The organism is Anaerostipes amylophilus, from assembly GCF_025567365.1.
Taxonomy (GTDB): Bacteria; Bacillota; Clostridia; order Lachnospirales; family Lachnospiraceae; genus Anaerostipes; species Anaerostipes amylophilus.
Map to the genome: position 1 here is coordinate 360,657 of NZ_JAOQJG010000003.1, position 22,326 is coordinate 382,982.

A 22,326-nucleotide genomic window follows, 5' to 3' on the forward strand; every position below is an offset into this window, starting at 1 on the left:
CGTTATGATAAAATGTAAAGCTCAAAAGAAGGAGATAAGATGATAACGAATGATGAATAAAGAGATAACAAAACCAAACGAACAGAATATACTAGTTGGAATCGACGTTGGGTCTACGACAACGAAAATAGTAGCGCTTGATGCTGATCATGATCATCAGCTGTTATTTTCTGATTATGCAAGACATCATGCAAATCAGATTGCTAGTGTGATCAAAAGTATTAAAGAGTTTTGCAGTCATATAAAACAAAAAAAGATCAGATTGTGTCTGACAGGTTCTGGAGCAAAACCAGTTTCTTCTATTTTGAAAGTACCATTTGTACAGGAAGTTGCTGCGAATGCGATTGCTTTGCAGGATAAATTTCAGAAAGTAGGAACGGCAATTGAATTAGGTGGACAGGATGCGAAGATGATCTTTTTTAAAGATTCTGAAAATGGACAGCCACAGAGTGTTGCAGATATGCGAATGAATGGAAGCTGTGCAGGTGGAACGGGAGCATTTATTGATGAGATTGCATCTGTATTAAAAGTTCCAGTGGAACATTTTAATGAATTAGCGCAAAAAGGAACACATCTTTATGATATTTCAGGAAGATGTGGTGTTTACGCAAAAACAGATATTCAGCCACTGTTAAATCAGGGTGCAGCCAAGGAAGATCTTGCATTGTCAGCATTTCATGCAATCGCAAAGCAGACGATGGGAGGACTTGCACAAGGTCTGGAGATCAAAAAACCTGTGGCATTTGAAGGTGGACCATTAACTTTCCATCCGACATTGGTAAAAGTGTTTGCAGAACGTCTGGAACTTAAGAAAGAGGAAATCCTTTGTCCAGAGCATTCAGAATTAATGATCGCATATGGAGCAGCGCTGTCTTTGGAGAAGATGTTCTCAGACAGTAAGGCAAAAGATGTTGATAAACTTTTAGAAACTTTAGAAAGTGCACAGAGAAATAATGCACACATATCAGGAGAAGCTGCGGTACCGTTTTTTGCGTCCAAAGAAGAAAAAGAAAAATTTAAAAAAGCACATCAGAAGAAAAAGGTAACATGGAAGCGGCCTAAAAAAGGTGAAACAGTAAGATGTTTCCTTGGAATTGATGCTGGAAGTACAACAACCAAGTTTGTATTGCTTGATGAACAGGAAGAAATTCTTGATTCTTTTTATGCACCGAATGAAGGAGATCCACTAAAAGTTGCTAAAGATGCACTGATTTGTTTAAGAAAACGATATGAAGATGTAGGAGCGAAACTTGAGATCCTTTCCGCTGGAACAACAGGATATGGGGAAATGCTGTTTTCCAAAGCGTTTGAAATTCCATGCCACACAGTAGAAACAGTTGCCCATACAAGAGCTTCTGAGAAATATGTAAAAGATGCCTCTTTTATTCTGGATATTGGCGGACAGGATATGAAGGCAATCTGGCTGGAAGATGGAGTTATTACAAATATCCTGCTAAATGAAGCATGTTCTTCCGGATGTGGATCCTTCCTTGAAAACTTTGCTTCATCTTTACATATTCAAACAAAAGAAATCGCAGACAAAGCATTTGCATCAAAAAATCCAGCTGTTTTAGGAAGCCGTTGTACGGTATTTATGAATAGTAGTATCATTACGGAACAGAGAAACGGAAAGAATCCAGAAGATATCATGGCTGGATTATGTCGATCTATCATTCAAAATGTATTTACAAAGGTAATCCGTGTATCAAATCTTGATTCTTTAGGAAAGAAGATTGTTGTACAGGGTGGAACTTTTGAAAATGATGCAGTCTTACGTGCAATGGAAGAATATGTAGGACGTGAAGTGGTAAGAGCACCATACCCTGGAATCATGGGAGCTATTGGTGTAGGACTGATTGCTAAGGAACAGTATGAAAAAGATCCGGAAAGTGTGAAAGCATGGGATCTTACAAATCTTGATACATTTTCATATACACAGGAGGCAAATGCACCTTGTCCGTTCTGTACTAACCATTGCCAGAGAACGATCGTACAGTTCTCAAATGGAAATTCATGGGTAACAAACAATCGTTGTGAAAAAGGTGAGATCATCGGTGATCCAAAGAATACGGAAGTATCTAAAAAACTAAAAGAAACCATTAAGAAAAATAAAAGTGTTCCAGATTTATTTGAAGAACGTAAGCAATTATTATTTAAAGAATATCCATACCCAACGCCAAAGAAGGAGAGGAATATTACGATTGGAATTCCAAGAGTGCTTTCCTATTGGGATACGATGCCATTTTGGACTACATTTTTCAAAACTTTGGGATACAATGTGCAGTTATCCGATGAAAGTACAAGAGAGATTTATGAAAGTGGATTATCAGCAGTAACTTCAGATACCGTATGTTTCCCAGCTAAGTTAGTTCATGGCCATCTTAGAAATCTAGTGAAAAAATATCATGTAGACAGAATCTTTATGCCATCGATCACAACAGTACCACCAGAGAATACAGAAAAAACAAGTGAATCTATGTGTGCTGTTGTGAAAGGATATCCAATTGTTATCAGAAACTCCGATAATCCACAGGATAAATGGAATGTTCCATTTGATGCACCATTATTTCACTGGCATACGAAGAAAGACAGACAGCGTCAGCTGCTTGCATATATGCAGGATGAATATCATATTTCAAAAGAAGAAGTGCTTGAAGCAATGAGGGCAGGAGATCTTGCACAGAAATCTTTTGAGGAACAGCTAAAGAAACGTGGACAGAAAATCTTAGATGATGTAGAAGAAAAAGACAGCTTTGCAGTTGTTTTGGCTTCACGTCCATACCAGAATGATACATTGGTAAACCATGATCTTTCTAAAATGTTTATAAAGGCAGGAATTGCAGTATTAACTGCAGATTCACTGCCAGAAGTGAACAAAACACAACTGTCTAAAAGCCGCATTGATATAGTAAATAACTATCATGCAAGAATGCTGTCATCTGCGATCCTTGCAGCACAAAGTGAACATCTTGAGTATGTACAGCTTGTAAGTTTTGGTTGCGGACATGACGCTTATTTATCCGATGAGATCACAAGAATGATGAAAGAGATTTCTGGCAAGACACCACTGATATTGAAAGTAGATGAAAGTGATAATCAGGGACCACTAGGAATTCGTGTCCGTTCGTTTTTGGAAACTGTCAAGATGGGAAGAGAGAAACAAAAGAAACTTAATGTACATGAATTACAGGAGCCATATGCAGTCAAATTTACAAAACAGGATAAAAAAGAAAAGATTGCATTAGTACCAAATACATCTCATGCATTTTGCCGAATTATGACGGCTGCATTAAAAGGCCAGGGAATTCGAGCAGTATCATTGGATATCGGGCGAGAGGATGCAATCCGCCTGGGAAAACGATATGTACATAATGATATTTGTTTCCCGGCACAGGTTGTAATCGGGGAAGCATTAGCAGCACTTGAAAGTGGAAAGTATAATGGAAAAGATGTTGCAGTTGTCATGGCAAAATATGTGGGTGACTGCCGTTTGACACATTACGGAGCATTACTTAGAAAAGCATTGGATGATGCAGGATATGAAAATGTTCCGATTCTCACAAATGACGATGTGGATTCTCATAACATGCATCCAGGATTTAAGTTAAATCTTGCATCCTCTGTAAAAATTGCATTTGCGCTGCCGATGATCGATGTGCTGGAAGAATTACTGCGAAAGATTCGTCCTTATGAGACGGTCAAAGGAAGTGCAGATAAGGCATTTGATAAAGCGTTAGACTGTGTGATCGAGGGACTTGAGAAATCTGGTGTCCATGGGGCAAGAAAAGGATTTAAAGAAGCAATCAATATTATGAAGAATATATCTTATGACAGATCAAACCTGAAACCGCAGATTCTGATCGTGGGAGAATATCTTTTGAATTTTCATCCAGGTGCCAATCATGACATTGAAAGGTATCTGGAAGATAATGGATTTGAGATTATTGAAGCAAGAATGACGGATGTAATCAGAAAAACATATTTTTATCAGGATGCTCAGATAAAAGAATATCACTTAAATAAACCAATCGATCAGAAAATATGGTTTAGGACAGCGGATACTTTCTTTGATCTTGCACATAGTCTGACAGATTCGATTGCAAAGAATCATCCATTGTATAAGCCGGCAATTCGCATGGATGAACTGGTAAAAGCAAGTGATCCGGTGATTCATCATACATTTGATGCGGGAGAAGGCGTTTTGATTCCAGGAGAGATCATTCATCATGCAGAACATGGATGTAGATATTTCTTGATCTTACAACCGTTTGGATGTCTTCCAAATCACGTTGTCGGAAGAGGAATTTCAAAAAAATTAAAAGAAATGTATCCAAATGCACAGATTCTTCCACTGGATTATGATCCGGATGTAAGTTTTGCGAATATTGAAAACAGGCTTCAGATGCTAGTTATGAATGCAAAACAGGAAATTCTTGAAGAAAATGAAGAACGTGATCATAGAAGAAGCCATCATTATACACAGACAGAAGATAAAAATTATCGAGGAAAGAGTTATAATGTTGGAAAAACTTCTGGTGTATAAAGACAGAAATTGATTTGTTGAATTATGTAAAATATGATATAATCATGGGGATTATAAAACTAGGAGATATATTTGATAAGGAGCAGAAAGGTCATGAATATTCAGGAATTTTATGATAGTATTGATGAAAACTATGAAAATGTAAGTAGTCGTATGATGGGGAATCAAAAACTGGTCGAGAAATTTGTTCGCAAATTTTTGGAGGATCCAACATATAAACAGATTAAAGAATCTGTTGAGAAGATGGATTATGATGAGATTTTAAGAGCAACTCATACGATGAAGGGAATCGCAAGCAATCTTGAATTTACACAGTTACAGCAAAAAAGTGCAAAGGCAGTAGATATGATCCGTGCAGGAGAAAAGGAAACTGTATTGCCAGTGATTGACGAAATCGAGAAAGAATATCAAAAAGTTGTAGATGCTATTCAAAAATTGGATTAAATTGGATAATGTAGAAAAAATTATTAGAAATTTGAAAAACCTTGTGTTAAAATAGGAATATAGGAATTTGTTTAGATATTATGAAAACTTGCCAAATAGATAGAAAGGATGAGATGAATGTTTGAACAAGGCGAGTATATTGTTTATGGAAGCACAGGTGTTTGCAAAGTTGAAAAAGTGACAACCATGGATATGGATGGAGTGCCAGGCGATAAACTGTATTATATTTTAAGACCATATCATAAGGAAGACCGTGAGATATTTACTCCGGTTGATAATAAGAAGACAAAGATGCGCAAGTTATTATCTTCAAATGAGATCAAATCTTATCTCAATGAATTTAATGAATTGGAAGATTTTGAGATTACGAAAGAAAAATTCAGAGAAGATAATTATAAACAGTGTGTCAGAGGCTGTGATTTTAGAGAAATTTTAAGACTTGTAAAGTCACTTTTGAAACGCAAGAGATCCAGACTTTTGAGTGGAAAGAATTTCCCATCGACAGATGAACGTTATTTAAAAATAGCAGAGAATATTTTATTTTCAGAGATTTCCTATGTACTTAAACTTTCAAAGAATGAGGTTGAAGATCTTTTTCGTACGAATATGAAAGAGATGGCAACAACTTAAGAAAATATAAAAAATCAACAAATGTAAAAGGATCTTTTCTATCTTGGAAGAGGTCCTTCTTTTTATAGTTGTTCTTTTCTTGATGATATGATATAATTTCACATAGTGATTTGGCAAAGAAAGAACAAAAGAGGTAGATCAATGAAAGATTTAAAAGATATGAAACGTGTACTTTTAAAATTAAGCGGTGAAGCACTTGCCGGGGATAAGAAGACAGGATTTGACGAGGCAACTTGTGCAGATGCAGCACGCCAGGTAAAGACATTGGTAGATGAAGGACTTCAGGTAGCAATTGTTATCGGAGGAGGAAATTTTTGGAGAGGCCGCACAAGCGAAAGTATGGAACGTACAAAAGCTGACCAGATTGGAATGCTTGCAACAGTCATGAATTGTATTTATGTATCAGATGCATTCAGAACTGCTGGAATGGAGACAGAAGTATATACGCCATTTGTGTGTGGAGCATTTACAGAGTTATTCTCAAAAGACAAAGCAGTGAAAGCTTTGAATGAAGGTAAAGTTGTATTTTTTGCGGGAGGAACAGGGCATCCTTATTTTTCAACAGATACAGCAACAGCACTTCGTGCGATTGAGATTGAAGCAGATGCTATTTTGTTAGCAAAATCTATTGATGGTGTCTATGATAGTGACCCTGCAGTGAATAAGGATGCAGTGAAATACGATAGTATCACAATGGAAGAAGTACTAGATCAGAAATTAGGAGTTATCGATCTGACAGCAACTATTATGTGTCTTGAGAATAAGATGCCATTAGCTGTATTTGGATTAAATGAAGAAAACAGTATTGAGAATTTAATGAAAGGTAAATTCAACGGAACTTATGTAACCGTTTGATAAATTAGGAGGACGACATGTTAAAACAATTTGAAGACAAGATGCAGAAATCTTTAGACAGTATGACGAATGACTTTATGACAATTCGTGCAGGACGTGCGAATCCACACGTATTGGACAAGGTAAAAGTTGATTATTATGGAGTTGCAACTCCAGTAGCACAGGTTGGAAATGTTTCTGTGCCAGAGGCAAGAACAATTATGATTCAGCCATGGGAGCCAAACTTATTAAAAGAGATTGAAAAAGCAATCTTAGTATCAGATATCGGAATCACACCAACAAATGACGGTAAAGCAATCAGATTAAACTTCCCAGATCTTACAGAAGAGCGAAGAAAAGAACTTGCAAAAGATGTTAAGAAACGTGGAGAAGAAGCAAAAGTAGCTGTTAGAAATATCCGTCGTGATGCGAATGACTTTGTCAAGAAACAGAATAAAACCGGAGAATTAAATGAAGATCAGGCAAAAGATGAAGAAGATAAAGTACAGAAGATGACAGATAAATACATCAAACAGATTGATGAAGCTGTTGAAGCTAAATCAAAAGAAATCATGACAGTTTAATCGAATCATCAACAGGGTTGAAATCTCAGCCCTGTTTTGTTTCATGTGAACATGAATCAGATTTATAATAAGATATAGGAGGTTTGAATGGAGAATTTAAATATTCCACAGCATGTGGCGATTATCTTAGATGGAAATGGAAGATGGGCAAAGAAACGTCATCTGCCTAGAAATATGGGGCACAGACAAGGAAGTAAAGTGGTAGAACAGATTATCGAAGATGCACATGATCTTGGAATTAAATATCTTACGGTATATGCATTTTCAACAGAAAACTGGAAGCGCCCTCAGGATGAAGTGAATGCACTGATGAAATTACTTCGTGATTATTTAAAAACATGCATTAAGCGTGCAAATAAAAATAATATGAAAGTCAGAGTGATCGGGGATATTACAGGATTGTCAGAAGATCTGCAGGAAAAGATCATTGAACTTGAAAAGGCATCCAAAGATAATACAGGAATTAATTTTACAATTGCGTTAAATTATGGAAGTCGTGACGAGATGGTTCGTGCTATGAGACATATGGCGGAAGATCTTGAGAATGGAAATCTTTCAAAAGATGCGATCACAGAGGAAGTATTTAAAGGATATCTGGATACAAAAGAACTACCAGATCCAGATTTGATGATCCGTACGAGTGGAGAAGAAAGATTATCAAACTTTATGTTATGGCAGTTAGCATATACAGAGTTTTATTTTACGGATGTGCTATGGCCAGATTTTAATAAAAAAGAATTAATAAAGGCGATTGAGTATTATAATGGACGTGATCGCAGATTTGGAGGAATATAAATTTATGTTTAAGCAGAGACTGATCAGTGGAATCATCTTAGTACTGATCGCAGCATTTGGTTTATATATGGGCGGTGTTGTTACATTTGCAATGACATTGATCGTTGCATTGATTGGATACAGCGAGATTCTAAGAATTTATCATATTGAGAAATCATCCTTGGCTGTGATCGGTTATACGGGAACGATTCTTTATTATGTTGCATTATTTTTTGATCTAGAACAGTGGACAACAGCTATCATTATTTTATTTTTAATTTTTTTACTGGGATGTTATGTTGTACGTTTTCCAAAATATAAAGTAGATCAGATGATGGCAGCGTTTTTTGGATTTGTATATGTAGGGGTTATGATGTCCTTTATTTATCAGATCCGTGAATTACAAAATGGAGGAGAGTTTGTTGTATTATTATTCCTTGCTGCATGGGGAAATGATACTTTAGCATATTGTACAGGAATGCTGATCGGTAAACATAAGATGTCTCCAATCTTAAGTCCTAAGAAGAGCATTGAAGGACTGATCGGAGGAATTGTTGGTGCAGCAATTCTTGGTGGATTATATGGAATGTACTTAAACACATATATCAGATTTAGCTTTAATCCGGTTACAATGTTCCCTGTTATTTGTGGACTTGGCGGAGCAGTTTCTGTAATTGGAGATTTAGCAGCATCTGCGATCAAAAGAGATTCAGGAATTAAAGATTATGGTACATTGATTCCTGGTCATGGAGGAATTCTTGATCGTTTTGACAGTATTATTTTTATTGCACCAGTTATTTATTATCTAACAGTTATGATTTCAGGAGGAGCAATCTAGAGTGAAGTATATTTCAATCATAGGGTCAACAGGTTCAATCGGAAGCCAGACATTAGATGTTGTACGCAGTAACAAAGATTTGAAAGTTACAGCATTGGCTGCCGCAACAAGTATTGATCTTTTGGAAAAACAAGCAAGAGAATTTAAACCATCTGTGGTAGCAGTATATAATGAGCAAAAGGCAGAAGAATTAAGAGTTCGTCTTGCTGATATGGATATTAAAGTTTATGCAGGAATGGATGGTTTATTAGAAGTAGCAACAGAGAAACAGTGTTCGATCGTTGTAACAGCAATTGTTGGAATGATTGGAATTCGTCCAACGATTGCTGCAATGAAGGCAGGAAAAGATATTGGGCTGGCGAATAAAGAGACGTTAGTTACAGCTGGTCATATCATCATGCCTTTGGCGGATGAATTAGGTGTTTCTATTTATCCGATAGACAGTGAACATTCAGCAATTTTTCAATGTCTTCAAAGTGGAAATGAAAAAGATCTTGATTCATTGATCATTACGGCATCTGGTGGACCATTCCGTAAAAAAACAACAGATGAATTAAGGAATGTAACAGTGGAAGACGCATTAAAACATCCGAACTGGTCGATGGGACATAAGATTACGATCGATTCTGCAACACTGGTAAATAAAGGACTTGAAGTATTAGAAGCAAATTGGCTGTTTGATGTAGATTTTGATGATATTCATGTTGTTGTCCAACCAAAAAGTATTATTCATTCCATGATTCAGTATAAAGATGGAAGTGTTATTGCACAGATGGGAACACCAGATATGAAACTTCCAATTCAGTATGCACTGTTTTATCCAGAACATCGTTATCTGGAAGGAGAGCGTCTTGATTTTGCAAAGTTAAAAGAAATTACTTTCGAAGAGCCACCGGTTGATGTTCTAAAAGGACTTCCATATGCATATAAAGCTGGTAGAATTGGTGGAAGTATGCCGACAGTGTTAAATGCTGCAAATGAAAAAGCAGTTGCATTATTTTTAGATCACAAAATTAAATTTTTGGATATTTATGACATCATTGAGGATGCAATGAATGCCCATAAAGTGCTTCCTAATCCATCACTTGAGGAAGTGTTAGAGACAGAACAATGGGTATATGAACATATAGAAAGCAGGTAAATCATTGAATATTATCATTGCAATTTTAATTTTTGGAATTATTATCATTGTACACGAATTTGGACATTTTTTGATCGCAAAGAAAAATGGAATTCAAGTAGATGAATTTTGTATTGGACTTGGGCCAACGATCATAGGGAAACAAGTTGGCGATACATTTTATTCTATAAAGCTGTTGCCTTTTGGTGGGGCATGTATGATGGGGGAAGATGAAGAACGTCCAGGTGAGAATGCATTTAATAATAAATCTGTCTGGGCAAGGATGGCAGTTATTTTTGGTGGACCATTCTTTAATTTTATTCTGGCATTTGTATTTTCATTGATTGTGATCGGAATGTCAGGAGTTGATATTCCAAAGATTTCACAGGTGGAAAATAATTCTCCAGCATATGAGTCAGGAATCAAGGCTGGAGATATAATGACAAAAGTTGATGGAAAGAAGATTCATAATTATCGAGAATTTTCTTATTATATGTATTTAGATTATGCTGGAGATAAAATTCCGATTACTATAGTAAGAGATGGAGAAGAAAAAAACATTGAGGTAACACCAATGTATAACAAGGAAAGATCACAGTATATGATCGGAATTACATGGAGTGGATATCAGAAAGTCAATCCGTTAAAGACGCTTGAATACAGTTTTCGTGAAGTTGGACTGCAAGTGAAGATTACATTAAAGAGCGTAAAAATGCTAGTCTCACAAAAACTTGGAGTAAAAGATCTCTCTGGACCAGTAGGAATTGTAAAGACGGTTGGAGATCAATATACACAGGCAGCTGCTTATGGACTTAAAACAGTATTTTTGACAATGGCAAACTGGATCATTTTGATCAGTGCAAATCTGGGTGTTATGAATCTTTTGCCATTACCAGCATTGGATGGTGGACGTTTATTATTTTTGATCATTGAAGCAATAACAGGTAAGGCAGTGCCACAGAATATGGAAGCGTTGGTACACACTGCAGGATTGATTTTACTGATGCTTTTAATGGTAATTGTAATGTACCAGGATATTGTAAAGATTTTCATGTAAAGGGGGATTTGCATGTATACAAGAAACCAGACAAGAGTTATTTCAATTGGAGATGCTAAGATTGGAGGAGGCAATCCGATTGCTATCCAGTCTATGACTAATACAAAGACAGAGGATGTAGAAGCGACAGTCAAACAGATTCTTGCTCTTGAGAAGGCAGGATGTCAGATTATTCGCTGTACCGTCCCAACAATGAAAGCTGCAGAAGCATTTACAGAAATTAAGAAAGAAATTCATATTCCGCTAGTTGCAGACATTCATTTTGATTATAAACTTGCGATTGCGGCGATGGAACATGGTGCAGATAAGATCCGTATTAATCCAGGAAATATTGGTTGTGAAGAAAACATCCGCAAGGTCGTAGAAACGGCAAAGAAATATCATGTGCCAATTCGTGTTGGTGTAAACAGTGGATCACTAGAAAAACCATTAGTCAAAAAATACAATGGAGTGACAGCACAAGGATTGGTAGAAAGTGCATTAGATAAAGTGGCAATGCTTGAAAAATACGATTTTCATGATATGGTAGTCAGCATTAAATCATCAGATGTTTTAATGTGTGCAGAGGCATATCGTCTGGTTGCAGAGAAAATTGATTATCCGCTACATGTAGGAATCACGGAAGCAGGAACTGTCTTTAGTGGTAATATTAAGTCAGCCGTTGGTCTTGGAATCATTTTAAATCAGGGAATTGGTGATACCATCCGTGTCTCATTAACAGGAGATCCTGTCAATGAGATTGCAAGTGCAAAATTGATCTTGAAGACGTTGGGACTTCGAACAGGAGGAATTGAGGTTGTATCTTGTCCAACTTGTGGACGTACAAATATTGATCTGATTTCACTTGCAAATCAGGTAGAAACAATGGCTGCAGATTTTGAAGATCTGAATCTAAAGGTCGCAGTTATGGGTTGCGTTGTAAATGGACCAGGAGAAGCTAAAGAAGCAGATGTAGGAATTGCGGGTGGTAATGGAGAAGGACTTTTGATCAAGAAAGGTGAAGTCATCCGTAAAGTACCAGAAGATGAACTGCTTAATACTTTAAGATACGAATTAGAACACTGGGGTGAATAAAATGGAAGTGACAACGAAACCATTTTTCAGTGTGTTCCCGGATCTGAAAGTTTCAGACGATGTAAGATCATTGTTTGAAGACGCAAATATTAAAGAAATCACATTAAAGAAAAGAGACAATATGCTTAAGATCTCTTTTCAATGTGATCATCTGATTTCAAGAGTTGATACATGGAGAATGGAACGAACAATCAGAGAACAGCTGTTTTCAAAACGTTTTGTAAAGATTCGTTTTCAGGAAAGTTATCATTTATCCGAACAATATAATCTCAAATATCTAATGGAGCATTACATGAAAAGCTTCCTCTTTGAGTTAAAAGGCAAAGGGGAGGTTATTTTTAATGTTGTAAGAAAAGGAGATTATAAAGTTTCTGATAATGTGATCACATTTTATTTTGAAGATACTTTTGTAAATCGAAATAAAGCACCAGAAATCAAAGACTTTTTTGAAACAATTTTAAAAAATCGTTTTTCGATTGACGCGAAAGTCGGATTTGATTTTTCTAAAACAATTGATCAGAGTCTTAAGATGGAAAGCGATTATCGCTTACAGCAGGAAATTCATACAATTGTGGAACATGCAGATACGGTGGAGAAAGAACAAAAAGAAGAGAAGAAAGCTAGAAAAAAAGCGGCAGTTACAAAAAAAGAACATACGTTTAAGAAGAAACCAAAATATTCAGATGATCCAACACTGTTATATGGCCGAAATTGTGATGGTGAGTTAATGGAAATTAAAGATATCTATGATGAAATTGGTGAAGTTGTAGTTCATGGCCAGATTACATTTCTTGAGACTAGAGAAATCCGAAATGAAAAGACAATTATTATTTTCCATATTACAGACTTTACAGATACGATCAGTTGTAAGATTTTTGTTCGAAATGAACAGCTTCCGGATATTTTGGACGGGCTCAAAAAAGGTAAGTTCTATCGTATCAAAGCAGTTGCAATGTATGATAAATTTGATCATGAGATTGCACTTGGTTCAGTCGCAGGAATTAAAGCTATCACAGATTTTAGGGAAAAACGTCAGGATACATCGATGGAGAAACGTGTGGAATTACATCTTCATACTGTAATGAGTGATAATGATAGTGTGGTACAGATCAAAGATATTGTAAATCGTGCTTATGAATGGGGACATCCAGCAGTTGCAATTACAGACCACGGAGTTTTACAGGGATTTCCAATTGCACGTCATGCGTATGAAGATCTAAAATTAAAAGAAGACGATCCATTTAAGATCATTTATGGTGTAGAAGGATATTTTGTTGATGACCTTGGAGATCTGATCATTGATTCAAAAGGACAGTCATTAATGGACAGTTATGTTGTATTTGACATTGAAACAACAGGATTTAACAGTGTGAATGATCGAATTATAGAAATTGGTGCTGTCAGAGTCATTGGAGGAGAGATTAAAGAAACATTCAGTGAATTCGTCAATCCAGAGTGCCCAATTCCATATAAGATCACACAGCTGACAACAATCACAGATGGCATGGTGAAAGATGCTGGAACAATTGAAGAGATTCTTCCGCAGTTTTTAAAATTCTGCGAGGGATCTGTTCTGGTTGCACATAATGCAGGATTTGATACTGGATTCATTCATGAAAATGCCAAAAGATTAAATCTGCCATATGATTATACAGTCGTAGATACACTAGGACTTGCAAGATGTTTGATGGGACATCTTGGTAAATTTACATTGGATAATATCTGTAAACATTTAAATATTATACTAGAAACACATCATAGGGCAGTTGATGATGCGACAGCAACAGGAAAGATTTTTGTAGAATTTATTTCTATGTTAAAAGAAAAAGGCATTACAGATCTTGATCAGGTTAATGAATTTGCAAATGATAATGTTGATCTAATTAAAAAAGGTCGTATGTATCATGGGATTATCCTTGTAAAGAATAATACAGGTCGTGTAAACTTAAATCGTTTAGTATCGGAATCACATTTGAATTATTTTAACCGTCGACCAAGAATGCCAAAATCTCTGATCAATAAATACAGAGATGGGCTGATCATTGGTTCTGCATGTGAAGCGGGAGAATTATATCAGGCATTATTGGATGAGCGCTCTGATGAAACGATTGCCAATATTGTATCATTTTATGATTATTTGGAGATTCAGCCAGTTGGCAATAACGAATTTATGATCGAATCAGAGCGAGTGGAGAATGTAAATTCAGTTGAAGATATTCAGAGATTGAATCAAAAGATCGTGGATCTTGGAGAACAATTCCATAAGCCGGTTGTTGCAACTTGTGATGTACATTTCTTGAATCCAGATGATGCGATCTATCGTTCTATTTTATTAGCTGGAAAAGGGTTTAAAGATGCGGACAAACAGGCACCGCTTTATTTTAGAACAACGCAGGAAATGTTAGATGAGTTTGCATATCTAGGAAGTGAGAAAGCAAAAGAAGTTGTAATTACCAATACCAATAAGATTAACGATATGATTGAAAATATATCTCCGATCCATCCAGATAAATGCCCGCCAGTTATCCCGAATTCAGATAAAACACTGAGAGAGATTTGTTATAAGAGGGCCCATGAAATTTATGGAGAAGATCTTCCAGAGCGAGTGACAAGCCGTCTGGAAAAAGAGTTAAATTCTATCATTGGAAATGGATATGCGGTAATGTACATCATTGCGCAAAAACTGGTGTGGGATTCTAATGATCATGGATATCTGGTAGGGTCACGAGGATCGGTAGGATCTTCTTTTGCAGCAACAATGTCAGGAATCACAGAAGTAAATCCGTTGCCAGCACATTATATTTGTCCGGAATGTCATTATGTAGATTTTGATTCGGAACAAGTACAGAAATATGCAAAGATGGGTATGTCTGGATTTGATATGCCAGATGCATATTGCCCAAAGTGTGGAACAAAGATGACAAAAGAAGGACAGGATATCCCCTTTGAGACATTCCTTGGATTTAAAGGAAATAAAGAGCCGGATATTGACTTAAACTTTTCTGGAGAATATCAGGGAAAAGCTCATGCTTATGTGGAAGTTATCTTCGGAAAGGGAAAAGCATTTCGTGCAGGAACAATTGGTACACTTGCAGAAAAAACGGCATATGGTTATGTATTGAAATATCTGGAAGAACGAGGGATTACAAAACGTCGCTGTGAGATTGAAAGATTAGCTCTTGGATGCACTGGAGTTAAGAGAACAACCGGTCAGCATCCAGGTGGAATCATTGTAGTGCCTCATGATAAAGAAATTTATGATTTTACAGCAGTACAGCATCCGGCAAATGATATGAATACACCGATCATCACAACCCATTTTGAATATCATTCCATTGACCAGAATCTGTTAAAACTAGATATTCTTGGACATGACGATCCGTCTATGATCCGAAGAATGGAAGATATCACAGGAATTGATGCGCAAACGATCCCAATGGATGATAAAGGTGTTATGGGATTGTTCCATGGAACAGAAACATTAGGAATCACGCCAGAAGATATTGATGGAACGCCACTTGGATCACTTGGAGTTCCAGAGTTTGGTACAGACTTTGTAATTCAGATGCTTCAGGATACGCATCCACAGAGCTTTTCTGATCTTGTCCGTATTTCTGGTTTGTCTCATGGAACTGATGTATGGCTTGGAAATGCCCAGACATTGATTGAGAATGGAGATGCAGTGATTTCCACTGCAATTTGTTGTCGAGATGATATCATGGTATATTTGATCAACCAGGGACTGGAACAAGAGGCATCCTTTAAGATCATGGAAGGCGTCCGAAAAGGAAAGGGACTAACGGATGAACAGGAGCAGATGATGAGAGATCATAACGTACCAGACTGGTACATCTGGTCTTGTAAACAGATTAAATATATGTTCCCAAAAGCCCATGCGGCAGCTTATGTTATGATGGCATGGAGAATCGCATGGTATAAGGTGTATCATCCACTGGCATATTATGCAGCATATTTTAGTATTCGTGCGAAAGCATTTTCGTATGAAGATATGTGCCTTGGAAAAGAACATTTAGATGAAAAGATGAGAATCATCAAAAACACACCAAAGCATGAAGTAAAGAATGCCGACCTTGACCTGTTACGAGAAATGAAGATCGCAGATGAAATGTACGCGAGAGGCTATGAATTCTGGCCATTAGATATTTACAAAGCAAAAGCAAAAGATTTTCAGGTAATTGATGGCAAGATCATGCCAGCACTTACAAGTATCGACGGAATGGGAGAAAAAGCGGCGCAGCAGGTAGAAGAAGCAGCCAAGGGAGAACAGTTTACTTCCTTAGAAAACTTCAGAAATCGCACCAAGGCACCGCAGGCATGTATTGATAAAATGAAGGAATTAGGAATCATGGGGGATCTTTCAGATACAGACCAGTTAAGTTTTAATTTTCTTTGAGAATATGTGAAAAAACTCTTGTCAAGAGATATTTTTCATGTTAAACTAAATATAGCTTAAGAAAAAATGACTTAGGAGTGGGCAGATGTCCACTCCTATTTTGTGTAACAATGAAGAAATAACACTACAAAAGAAAGGGTTGATACATTGGCAAGACGAGTTGATATTGAAACAAAAACAGAAGAACTAGTATTACCGATCATTGAAGCCAACAATTTTGAACTGGTGGATGTAGAATATGTCAAAGAAGGGGCAAACTGGTATCTAAGAGTTTATGCAGATAAAGAAGGCGGGATCGCAATTGATGATTGTGTACTGATCAGTCGAAGCTTAGAAGAGAAACTAGATGCAGAAGATTTTATTGAAGATGCATACATTTTAGAAGTAAGTTCTCCAGGACTTGGAAGACCACTAAAAAAAGAAAAAGATTACGTAAGAAGTGTTGGAAAGTCCATTGATATCAAGCTTTATAAAGCAATTGACAAACAGAAGGAATTTACTGGTATTTTAAAAGAAAACACAGAAGATCAGATTGTACTTACAGTCGAAGATCAGGATATTACATTTGAGAAAAAGAGCATTGCAAGTGCTCGTTTGTCGTTAGATTTTTAAGGAGGAAGAAAGAGAATGAGTGAATTAATTGCGGCATTAAATCAGTTGGAAAAGGAAAAAGGTATTGATAAAGACGTTATCATGGAAGCCATTGAAAATTCCCTGCTTGCTGCATGTAAAAGAGATTTTGGAAGTGCAGATAACGTTGTAGTTAATATGGATCGTGAAACAGGAGATATCTATGTCTATGCGATCAAAGAAGTTGTAGATGAAGTTTACGATCCTGCACTTGAGATCAGTCTTGGAAAGGCAAAGGCTATTGATAAGAATTTAAATCTTGGGGATACTGTAAGAATCGAAATCACACCAAAAGATTTTGGACGTATTGCAGCAATGCATGCAAGAAGCGTGATCGTACAGAAGATTAAAGAAGAAGAAAGAAGAGTTGTATACGATCATTTCTACTGTAAAGAAAAAGATATCGTAACAGGTGTTGTACAGCGTTATGTTGGAGAGAATGTAAGTGTAAGCTTAGATGATAAAACAGATGCTCTCCTAATGAAATCTGAGCAGATCAAAGGTGAAGTATTTAAACCAACAGAAAGAATCAAACTTTACATTGTAGAAGTAAAAGAGACAAATCGTGGCCCACGTATTCTTGTTTCAAGAACACATCCAGATCTTGTAAAACGTCTGTTTGAAAAAGAAGTTGCAGAAATCCAGGACGGAACAGTTGAAATCAAAAACATCGTTCGCGAAGCTGGATCAAGAACAAAGATGGCTGTATGGTCTAATGATAAGAATGTAGATCCTGTTGGAGCATGTGTTGGATTAAATGGTGCCAGAGTAAACGCGATCGTAAATGATTTAAAAGGTGAGAAGATCGACATCATCAATTGGAATGAAGACCCTTGTGTATTCATCGAGAATGCATTAAGTCCATCAAAAGTTGTTTCTGTAGCAGTTGATGTAGAAGAAAAGAGTGCAGAAGTTGTAGTTCCAGATTATCAATTATCATTAGCAATTGGTAAGGAGGGACAGAATGCGAGACTTGCTGCAAGATTAACAGGATACAAGATTGATATTAAGAGTGAATCACAGGCAGCCCAAGAAGCAGCAAAAGCCAGTGAGGAACCAGAAACAGATGATTTTGAAATTGAAGAAGATCTTTTTGATAATGAAGAAATCAATGACGATTTCACAGAAGATGTAGAAGATACAGAAGAAGCTGTTGAAGATTTCGATGCAGAGGATATCGAAGAATAGAAAATATCAGCAGGTGATAAAATGAATCGAAAAATTCCAACGAGAAAATGTATCGGATGCGGTGAATTAAAAGAAAAGAATCAATTAGTCCGGATCGTGAGATCAAAAGAAGGCAAAATAAGTCTTGATGTGACTGGAAAGAAAAATGGGAGAGGGGCATATATCTGCCCTGATCCAGAATGCTTAAAACAAGCATTTAAGAAAAAGGGATTGGATCGTTCTTTTAAGATGGCTGTACCGGAATCAGTCTATGAGACATTAAAAAAGGAGATGGAAAAACTTTATGAATAAAGTATTATCTCTTCTAGGTCTTGCATTTAGATCAGGAAATCTGGTCAGCGGAGAATTTGCCACAAGAGAAGCAGTCAGGAAAAAGGCAGCGACTCTTGTCATTGTAGCCAATGATGCTTCCGATAATACAAAAAAGATGTTTGCGAATCAGTGTAAACATTATCAGGTACCTTTTTATTGCGGAGGATTAAAAGAGGAGCTTGGGCATGCGATTGGAAAGGAGTTTCGAGCTTCCATCGCGGTAACCGATCAGGGATTTGCTGATGCTCTTTTAAAACAGCTTGATAAATAAAAATCACAGGAGGTATATTTATGGCAAAATTCAGAGTCTACGAAATTGCAAAAAAATATAATAAAGACAATAAAGAAATTTTAGAAATTTTGAAAGCCAATCATGTGGAAGTAAAAAACCATATGAGTACCATAGGAGATGAGCAGATCAAAATGATTGATAATGCATTGAAACCAAAGAAAGAAGCAAAACAGAATAACAATTCAAAGAAACAGGAAAATTCAAAGAAACAGGAAAATTCAAAGAGAAAAGATAATAAAAAAGCACAGAATATGGAAAAGAAAGATAATAAAAAAACACAAGAAGTAAAGAATAATAAAAAAAATTCAAAGAATAAAAACAATGATGGGGATAAAAAGATTTTAAGAAAAGAAAATCCACAGAATTCTCAGAAGTTTGGAAAAAATAACAAAAAGAATAAGAAATTTAACAATAAAAATCAGAATCAAGATCATAAGAAAAAGAAAAAAACATCAGGTCCTGGAGCATTTATTAAACCAGAACCAGTAAAGAAACCGGAAATAGATCCAAATGCACCAGTAAAAATTCCACCAGTATTAACACTGAAAGAACTTGCAGATGCATTATCTATCCCTGCAAATGATATTATTAAGAAATTACTGATCAGCGGAGCTGGAATGTTGAATGTGAATTCTGAACTTGATTTTGAAAAAGCAGAAGAGATCGCAATGGAATTTGATCGTCTGGTAGAGATGGAAGAACAGGTTGATGTCATTGAAGAACTGTTAAAAGAAGAAGAGGAAGACGAAGCAGATATGATCGTAAGGCCACCAGTTGTCTGCGTTATGGGACACGTCGACCATGGTAAAACTTCTTTACTTGATAAGATACGTTCTACTCATGTAACAACAGGAGAAGCTGGTGGTATTACACAGCATATCGGTGCGTACGTTGTAGAAACAGCCAATGGTAAGATCACATTCTTAGATACACCAGGACATGAGGCATTTACATCTATGCGTATGAGAGGTGCTCAGTCTACAGATATCGCGATCTTAGTTGTTGCGGCAGATGATGGTGTTATGCCACAGACGATTGAAGCAATCAACCATGCAAAAGCAGCTGGAATTGAAATTATCGTTGCAATCAATAAGATTGATAAAGAAAGTGCTAACATTGAAAGAGTAAAACAGGAATTGATCGAATATGAATTAGTGCCAGAAGACTGGGGTGGAAGCACAATCTTTTGCCCTGTATCTGCACATACTGGAGAAGGAATCACTGAATTATTAGATATGGTTTCTTTGACAGCAGAAGTTTTGGAATTAAAAGCAAATCCAAATCGTAAAGCGAGAGGTATCGTCTTAGAAGCACAGCTTGATAAAGGACGCGGACCAGTTGCAACTGTTTTAGTACAGAAAGGTACTCTTCATGTAGGAGATGCTGTAGCAATTGGAAGTGCACATGGTAAAGTTCGAGCTATGATCAATGATAAAGGAAAACGTATCAAAGATGCAGGACCATCTACACCAGTTGAAATCTTAGGATTAAGCGAAGTACCAAATGCCGGTGAAGTTATGATGGTGATGGATAGCGAAAAAGAAGCAAGATCAGTAGCAGAGAAATTCATTGCTTATGGTCGTGAAAAGATGTTATCTGAGACAAAACAGCAGTTATCATTAGATGACTTATTTAATCAGATTCAGGCAGGTAGTGTCAAAGAATTAAATATCATTGTAAAAGCCGATGTACAGGGATCTGTAGAGGCTGTAAAACAGAGTCTTGTGAAACTTTCTAATGATGAAGTTGCAGTTAAAGTTATCCATGGTGGTGTAGGTGCTATCACAGAATCTGATGTAAACTTAGCAGCAGCATCAAATGCGATCATCATTGGATTTAATGTACGTCCAGAACCAGCAGCTAAAGATGCAGCAACAACAGAGAAAGTAGATCTTCGTTTATATCGTGTTATTTATAATGCAATTGAAGATATCGAAGCAGCTATGAAGGGTATGTTGGACCCAGAATTTGAGGAGAAAGTTACAGGACACGCAGAAGTACGACAGATCTTCAAAGCTTCTGGAGTTGGAACAATTGCAGGTTCTTATGTATTAGATGGAACAATCCAGCGTGATAGTTCTGCACGTATCATTCGTGATGGTATCGTTGTTCATGAAGGAAAGCTTGCATCTATTCAACGTGGTAAGGATGCAGTGAAAGAGGTTCGTACAGGATTTGAATGCGGTCTTGTTATGGAAAACTTTAACGACATCAAAGAAGGAGACCAGATTGAATCATTTATCATGGAAGAGGTTCCAAGATAATTTCCTGAAGGGAGTAGCAATATGAGAAAGAACAGCATTAAAAATACAAGAATCAATGGTGAAGTTCAGAGAGAATTAAGCCGTATCATCAGCAGAGAGATCAAAGATCCAAGAATTGCGCCAATGACATCTGTCGTTGATGCAGTTGTAACATCAGATCTTAAGCAGTGTAAAGCCTATATCAGTGTTCTTGGAAATAACGAAGAAAAAGAAGAAACAATGAAAGGTTTAAATAGTGCCGTAGGATATATCCGTCGTGAACTTGCACACTCTATCAATTTAAGAAATACTCCAGAGATCACATTTATTTTAGATGATTCCATTGAATATGGAGTGAATATGTCAAAGAAGATTGATGAATTAAATCATGGGAGTGAACATGAAACACTTTAATGAACAAGTTTTAAAGGCTGATAAGATTGCCATTACAGGACACATCCACCCGGATGGGGACTGTATTGGCAGCTGCCTTGCACTAAAGCAATATATTTTAGATAACTATTCTGGAAAGAAAGTTGATGTTTATTTAGAACCGATCAGCACAGAATTTTATTTTTTAAGTCATGCAGATGAGATCATCACAGAGTCAAATGATGAAGAAGTCTATGATTTGTTTTTTGTCCTGGACTGTGGGGCAGAAGATCGTTATGAACCATTTGCAACAATGGTGAATCATGCAAAGACACTGATTGGAATTGATCATCATATCAGTAATGATGGATTTGGGGATTTTTGCAAGATTGATCCACAGGCAAGTGCGACTTGTGAAGTTTTATGTCAGATTTTTGAGGAAGATAAAATTTTCAAAGAATGTGCACAGTGTCTGTATACAGGAATTGTACACGATACAGGAGTATTTAAACATTCCAATACAACGCGTAAAACAATGGAATATGCAGGAATGTTACTTGAAAAAGGTGTTTCAAGTACAAAGATCATTGATGAGACTTTTTATCAGAAAACATTTGTACAAAATCAGCTGTTAGGGAAAGCCCTGTTAAAAAGTGAGCTTTATGAAAAAGGACAGATCATTTTTTCTTATCTGTCAGAAGAAGATTTTAAAGATCTTCAGGCATCAACTTCTGACAGTGATGGAATTATTGATCAGCTTCGTATTACGAAAGGCGTAGAAGCTGCAGTTTTTCTATATCCGATTAAAGATGGTTACAAAGTAAGTATGCGCTCGAATGAGACTGTAAACGTTTCAGAAATAGCCAAATCACATGGTGGCGGAGGACATATCCGCGCTGCGGGATGTTCTGTGAAAGGAAACTTACAGGATGTTAAGAATATGATCATAAATGATATCACAAAACAGTTATAAGACA

At 36.5% G+C, this 22,326-nt stretch carries 18 protein-coding genes; all 18 read left to right on the forward strand.

All coding sequences use genetic code 11. The features are described from left to right. Positions 1 to 49: 49 nt before the first annotated feature. Entirely contained in the window at positions 50 to 4,543 is a 4,494-nt protein-coding gene (locus tag OCV53_RS06245; RefSeq protein WP_055197164.1) for an acyl-CoA dehydratase activase, read from the forward strand. A 93-nt stretch (positions 4,544 to 4,636) separates the two neighbouring features. Then, positions 4,637 to 4,987 carry an Hpt domain-containing protein gene (locus OCV53_RS06250; RefSeq protein WP_022374313.1) on the forward strand — a complete coding sequence of 117 codons (351 nt, stop codon included), beginning with the start codon at positions 4,637 to 4,639 and terminating at the stop codon, positions 4,985 to 4,987. 117 nt (positions 4,988 to 5,104) lie between these two features. Next, positions 5,105 to 5,617 (forward strand): CarD family transcriptional regulator, encoded by a 513-nt coding sequence (locus OCV53_RS06255; RefSeq protein WP_022374312.1) that lies wholly within the window; start codon positions 5,105 to 5,107, stop codon positions 5,615 to 5,617. A 159-nt stretch (positions 5,618 to 5,776) separates the two neighbouring features. Then, entirely contained in the window at positions 5,777 to 6,472 is a 696-nt protein-coding gene (gene pyrH, locus OCV53_RS06260) for a UMP kinase (RefSeq protein WP_055197212.1), read from the forward strand. A gap of 17 nt (positions 6,473 to 6,489) precedes the next feature. After that, positions 6,490 to 7,035, forward strand: coding sequence for a ribosome recycling factor (gene frr / locus OCV53_RS06265; protein WP_022374310.1), 546 nt, complete (start codon positions 6,490 to 6,492; stop codon positions 7,033 to 7,035). Between the two features lie 87 nt (positions 7,036 to 7,122). Continuing rightward, on the forward strand, positions 7,123 to 7,830 hold the full coding sequence (locus OCV53_RS06270; RefSeq protein WP_022374309.1) for an isoprenyl transferase: 708 nt from the start codon (positions 7,123 to 7,125) through the stop codon (positions 7,828 to 7,830). Positions 7,831 to 7,834: 4 nt separating this feature from the next. Continuing rightward, a complete protein-coding gene (locus tag OCV53_RS06275) occupies positions 7,835 to 8,647 on the forward strand; it encodes a phosphatidate cytidylyltransferase (protein WP_055197166.1) in 813 nt (270 codons plus the stop codon). A gap of 1 nt (position 8,648) precedes the next feature. Further along, a complete protein-coding gene (locus OCV53_RS06280) occupies positions 8,649 to 9,788 on the forward strand; it encodes a 1-deoxy-D-xylulose-5-phosphate reductoisomerase (RefSeq protein ID WP_022374307.1) in 1,140 nt (379 codons plus the stop codon). 4 nt (positions 9,789 to 9,792) lie between these two features. Continuing rightward, positions 9,793 to 10,824 (forward strand): RIP metalloprotease RseP, encoded by a 1,032-nt coding sequence (rseP, locus tag OCV53_RS06285; protein WP_022374306.1) that lies wholly within the window; start codon positions 9,793 to 9,795, stop codon positions 10,822 to 10,824. Between the two features lie 12 nt (positions 10,825 to 10,836). Next, positions 10,837 to 11,898, forward strand: a complete 1,062-nt coding sequence (gene ispG / locus OCV53_RS06290; RefSeq protein WP_055197168.1) for a flavodoxin-dependent (E)-4-hydroxy-3-methylbut-2-enyl-diphosphate synthase — start codon at positions 10,837 to 10,839, stop codon at positions 11,896 to 11,898. A 1-nt stretch (position 11,899) separates the two neighbouring features. After that, positions 11,900 to 16,312, forward strand: a complete 4,413-nt coding sequence (locus OCV53_RS06295; RefSeq protein WP_242852131.1) for a PolC-type DNA polymerase III — start codon at positions 11,900 to 11,902, stop codon at positions 16,310 to 16,312. Positions 16,313 to 16,459: 147 nt separating this feature from the next. Then, positions 16,460 to 16,924: a ribosome maturation factor RimP gene (rimP, locus tag OCV53_RS06300; protein WP_022374303.1), complete on the forward strand. Its 465-nt coding sequence runs from the start codon at positions 16,460 to 16,462 to the stop codon at positions 16,922 to 16,924. 15 nt (positions 16,925 to 16,939) lie between these two features. Then, the gene (gene nusA, locus OCV53_RS06305; protein ID WP_055197172.1) at positions 16,940 to 18,130 is read left to right on the forward strand and encodes a transcription termination factor NusA; all 1,191 of its coding nucleotides are present in this window, start codon (positions 16,940 to 16,942) and stop codon (positions 18,128 to 18,130) included. A 21-nt stretch (positions 18,131 to 18,151) separates the two neighbouring features. Next, positions 18,152 to 18,421 carry an RNase P modulator RnpM gene (rnpM, locus tag OCV53_RS06310; protein WP_022374301.1) on the forward strand — a complete coding sequence of 90 codons (270 nt, stop codon included), beginning with the start codon at positions 18,152 to 18,154 and terminating at the stop codon, positions 18,419 to 18,421. Further along, the gene (locus OCV53_RS06315; RefSeq protein ID WP_022374300.1) at positions 18,414 to 18,713 is read left to right on the forward strand and encodes a L7Ae/L30e/S12e/Gadd45 family ribosomal protein; all 300 of its coding nucleotides are present in this window, start codon (positions 18,414 to 18,416) and stop codon (positions 18,711 to 18,713) included. The genes rnpM and OCV53_RS06315 overlap by 8 nt, the downstream gene beginning before the upstream one ends. A 20-nt stretch (positions 18,714 to 18,733) precedes the next feature. After that, positions 18,734 to 20,998, forward strand: coding sequence for a translation initiation factor IF-2 (gene infB, locus OCV53_RS06320; protein ID WP_055197174.1), 2,265 nt, complete (start codon positions 18,734 to 18,736; stop codon positions 20,996 to 20,998). Positions 20,999 to 21,019: 21 nt separating this feature from the next. Beyond that, entirely contained in the window at positions 21,020 to 21,391 is a 372-nt protein-coding gene (gene rbfA / locus OCV53_RS06325) for a 30S ribosome-binding factor RbfA (protein ID WP_022374298.1), read from the forward strand. Continuing rightward, the gene (locus tag OCV53_RS06330; RefSeq protein WP_055197176.1) at positions 21,378 to 22,322 is read left to right on the forward strand and encodes a DHH family phosphoesterase; all 945 of its coding nucleotides are present in this window, start codon (positions 21,378 to 21,380) and stop codon (positions 22,320 to 22,322) included. The genes rbfA and OCV53_RS06330 overlap by 14 nt, the downstream gene beginning before the upstream one ends. The last annotated feature ends 4 nt before the right edge of the window (positions 22,323 to 22,326 follow it).

Coding starts and splice junctions, on each gene's coding strand:
- OCV53_RS06245 (WP_055197164.1), top strand. CDS start 50: ATGATGAATAAAGAGATAACAAAACCAAACGAACAGAATATACTAGTT.
- OCV53_RS06250 (WP_022374313.1), top strand. CDS start 4,637: ATGAATATTCAGGAATTTTATGATAGTATTGATGAAAACTATGAAAAT.
- OCV53_RS06255 (WP_022374312.1), top strand. CDS start 5,105: ATGTTTGAACAAGGCGAGTATATTGTTTATGGAAGCACAGGTGTTTGC.
- pyrH (WP_055197212.1), top strand. CDS start 5,777: ATGAAACGTGTACTTTTAAAATTAAGCGGTGAAGCACTTGCCGGGGAT.
- frr (WP_022374310.1), top strand. CDS start 6,490: ATGTTAAAACAATTTGAAGACAAGATGCAGAAATCTTTAGACAGTATG.
- OCV53_RS06270 (WP_022374309.1), top strand. CDS start 7,123: ATGGAGAATTTAAATATTCCACAGCATGTGGCGATTATCTTAGATGGA.
- OCV53_RS06275 (WP_055197166.1), top strand. CDS start 7,835: ATGTTTAAGCAGAGACTGATCAGTGGAATCATCTTAGTACTGATCGCA.
- ispG (WP_055197168.1), top strand. CDS start 10,837: ATGTATACAAGAAACCAGACAAGAGTTATTTCAATTGGAGATGCTAAG.
- OCV53_RS06295 (WP_242852131.1), top strand. CDS start 11,900: ATGGAAGTGACAACGAAACCATTTTTCAGTGTGTTCCCGGATCTGAAA.
- nusA (WP_055197172.1), top strand. CDS start 16,940: ATGAGTGAATTAATTGCGGCATTAAATCAGTTGGAAAAGGAAAAAGGT.
- rnpM (WP_022374301.1), top strand. CDS start 18,152: ATGAATCGAAAAATTCCAACGAGAAAATGTATCGGATGCGGTGAATTA.
- OCV53_RS06315 (WP_022374300.1), top strand. CDS start 18,414: ATGAATAAAGTATTATCTCTTCTAGGTCTTGCATTTAGATCAGGAAAT.
- infB (WP_055197174.1), top strand. CDS start 18,734: ATGGCAAAATTCAGAGTCTACGAAATTGCAAAAAAATATAATAAAGAC.
- rbfA (WP_022374298.1), top strand. CDS start 21,020: ATGAGAAAGAACAGCATTAAAAATACAAGAATCAATGGTGAAGTTCAG.
- OCV53_RS06330 (WP_055197176.1), top strand. CDS start 21,378: ATGAAACACTTTAATGAACAAGTTTTAAAGGCTGATAAGATTGCCATT.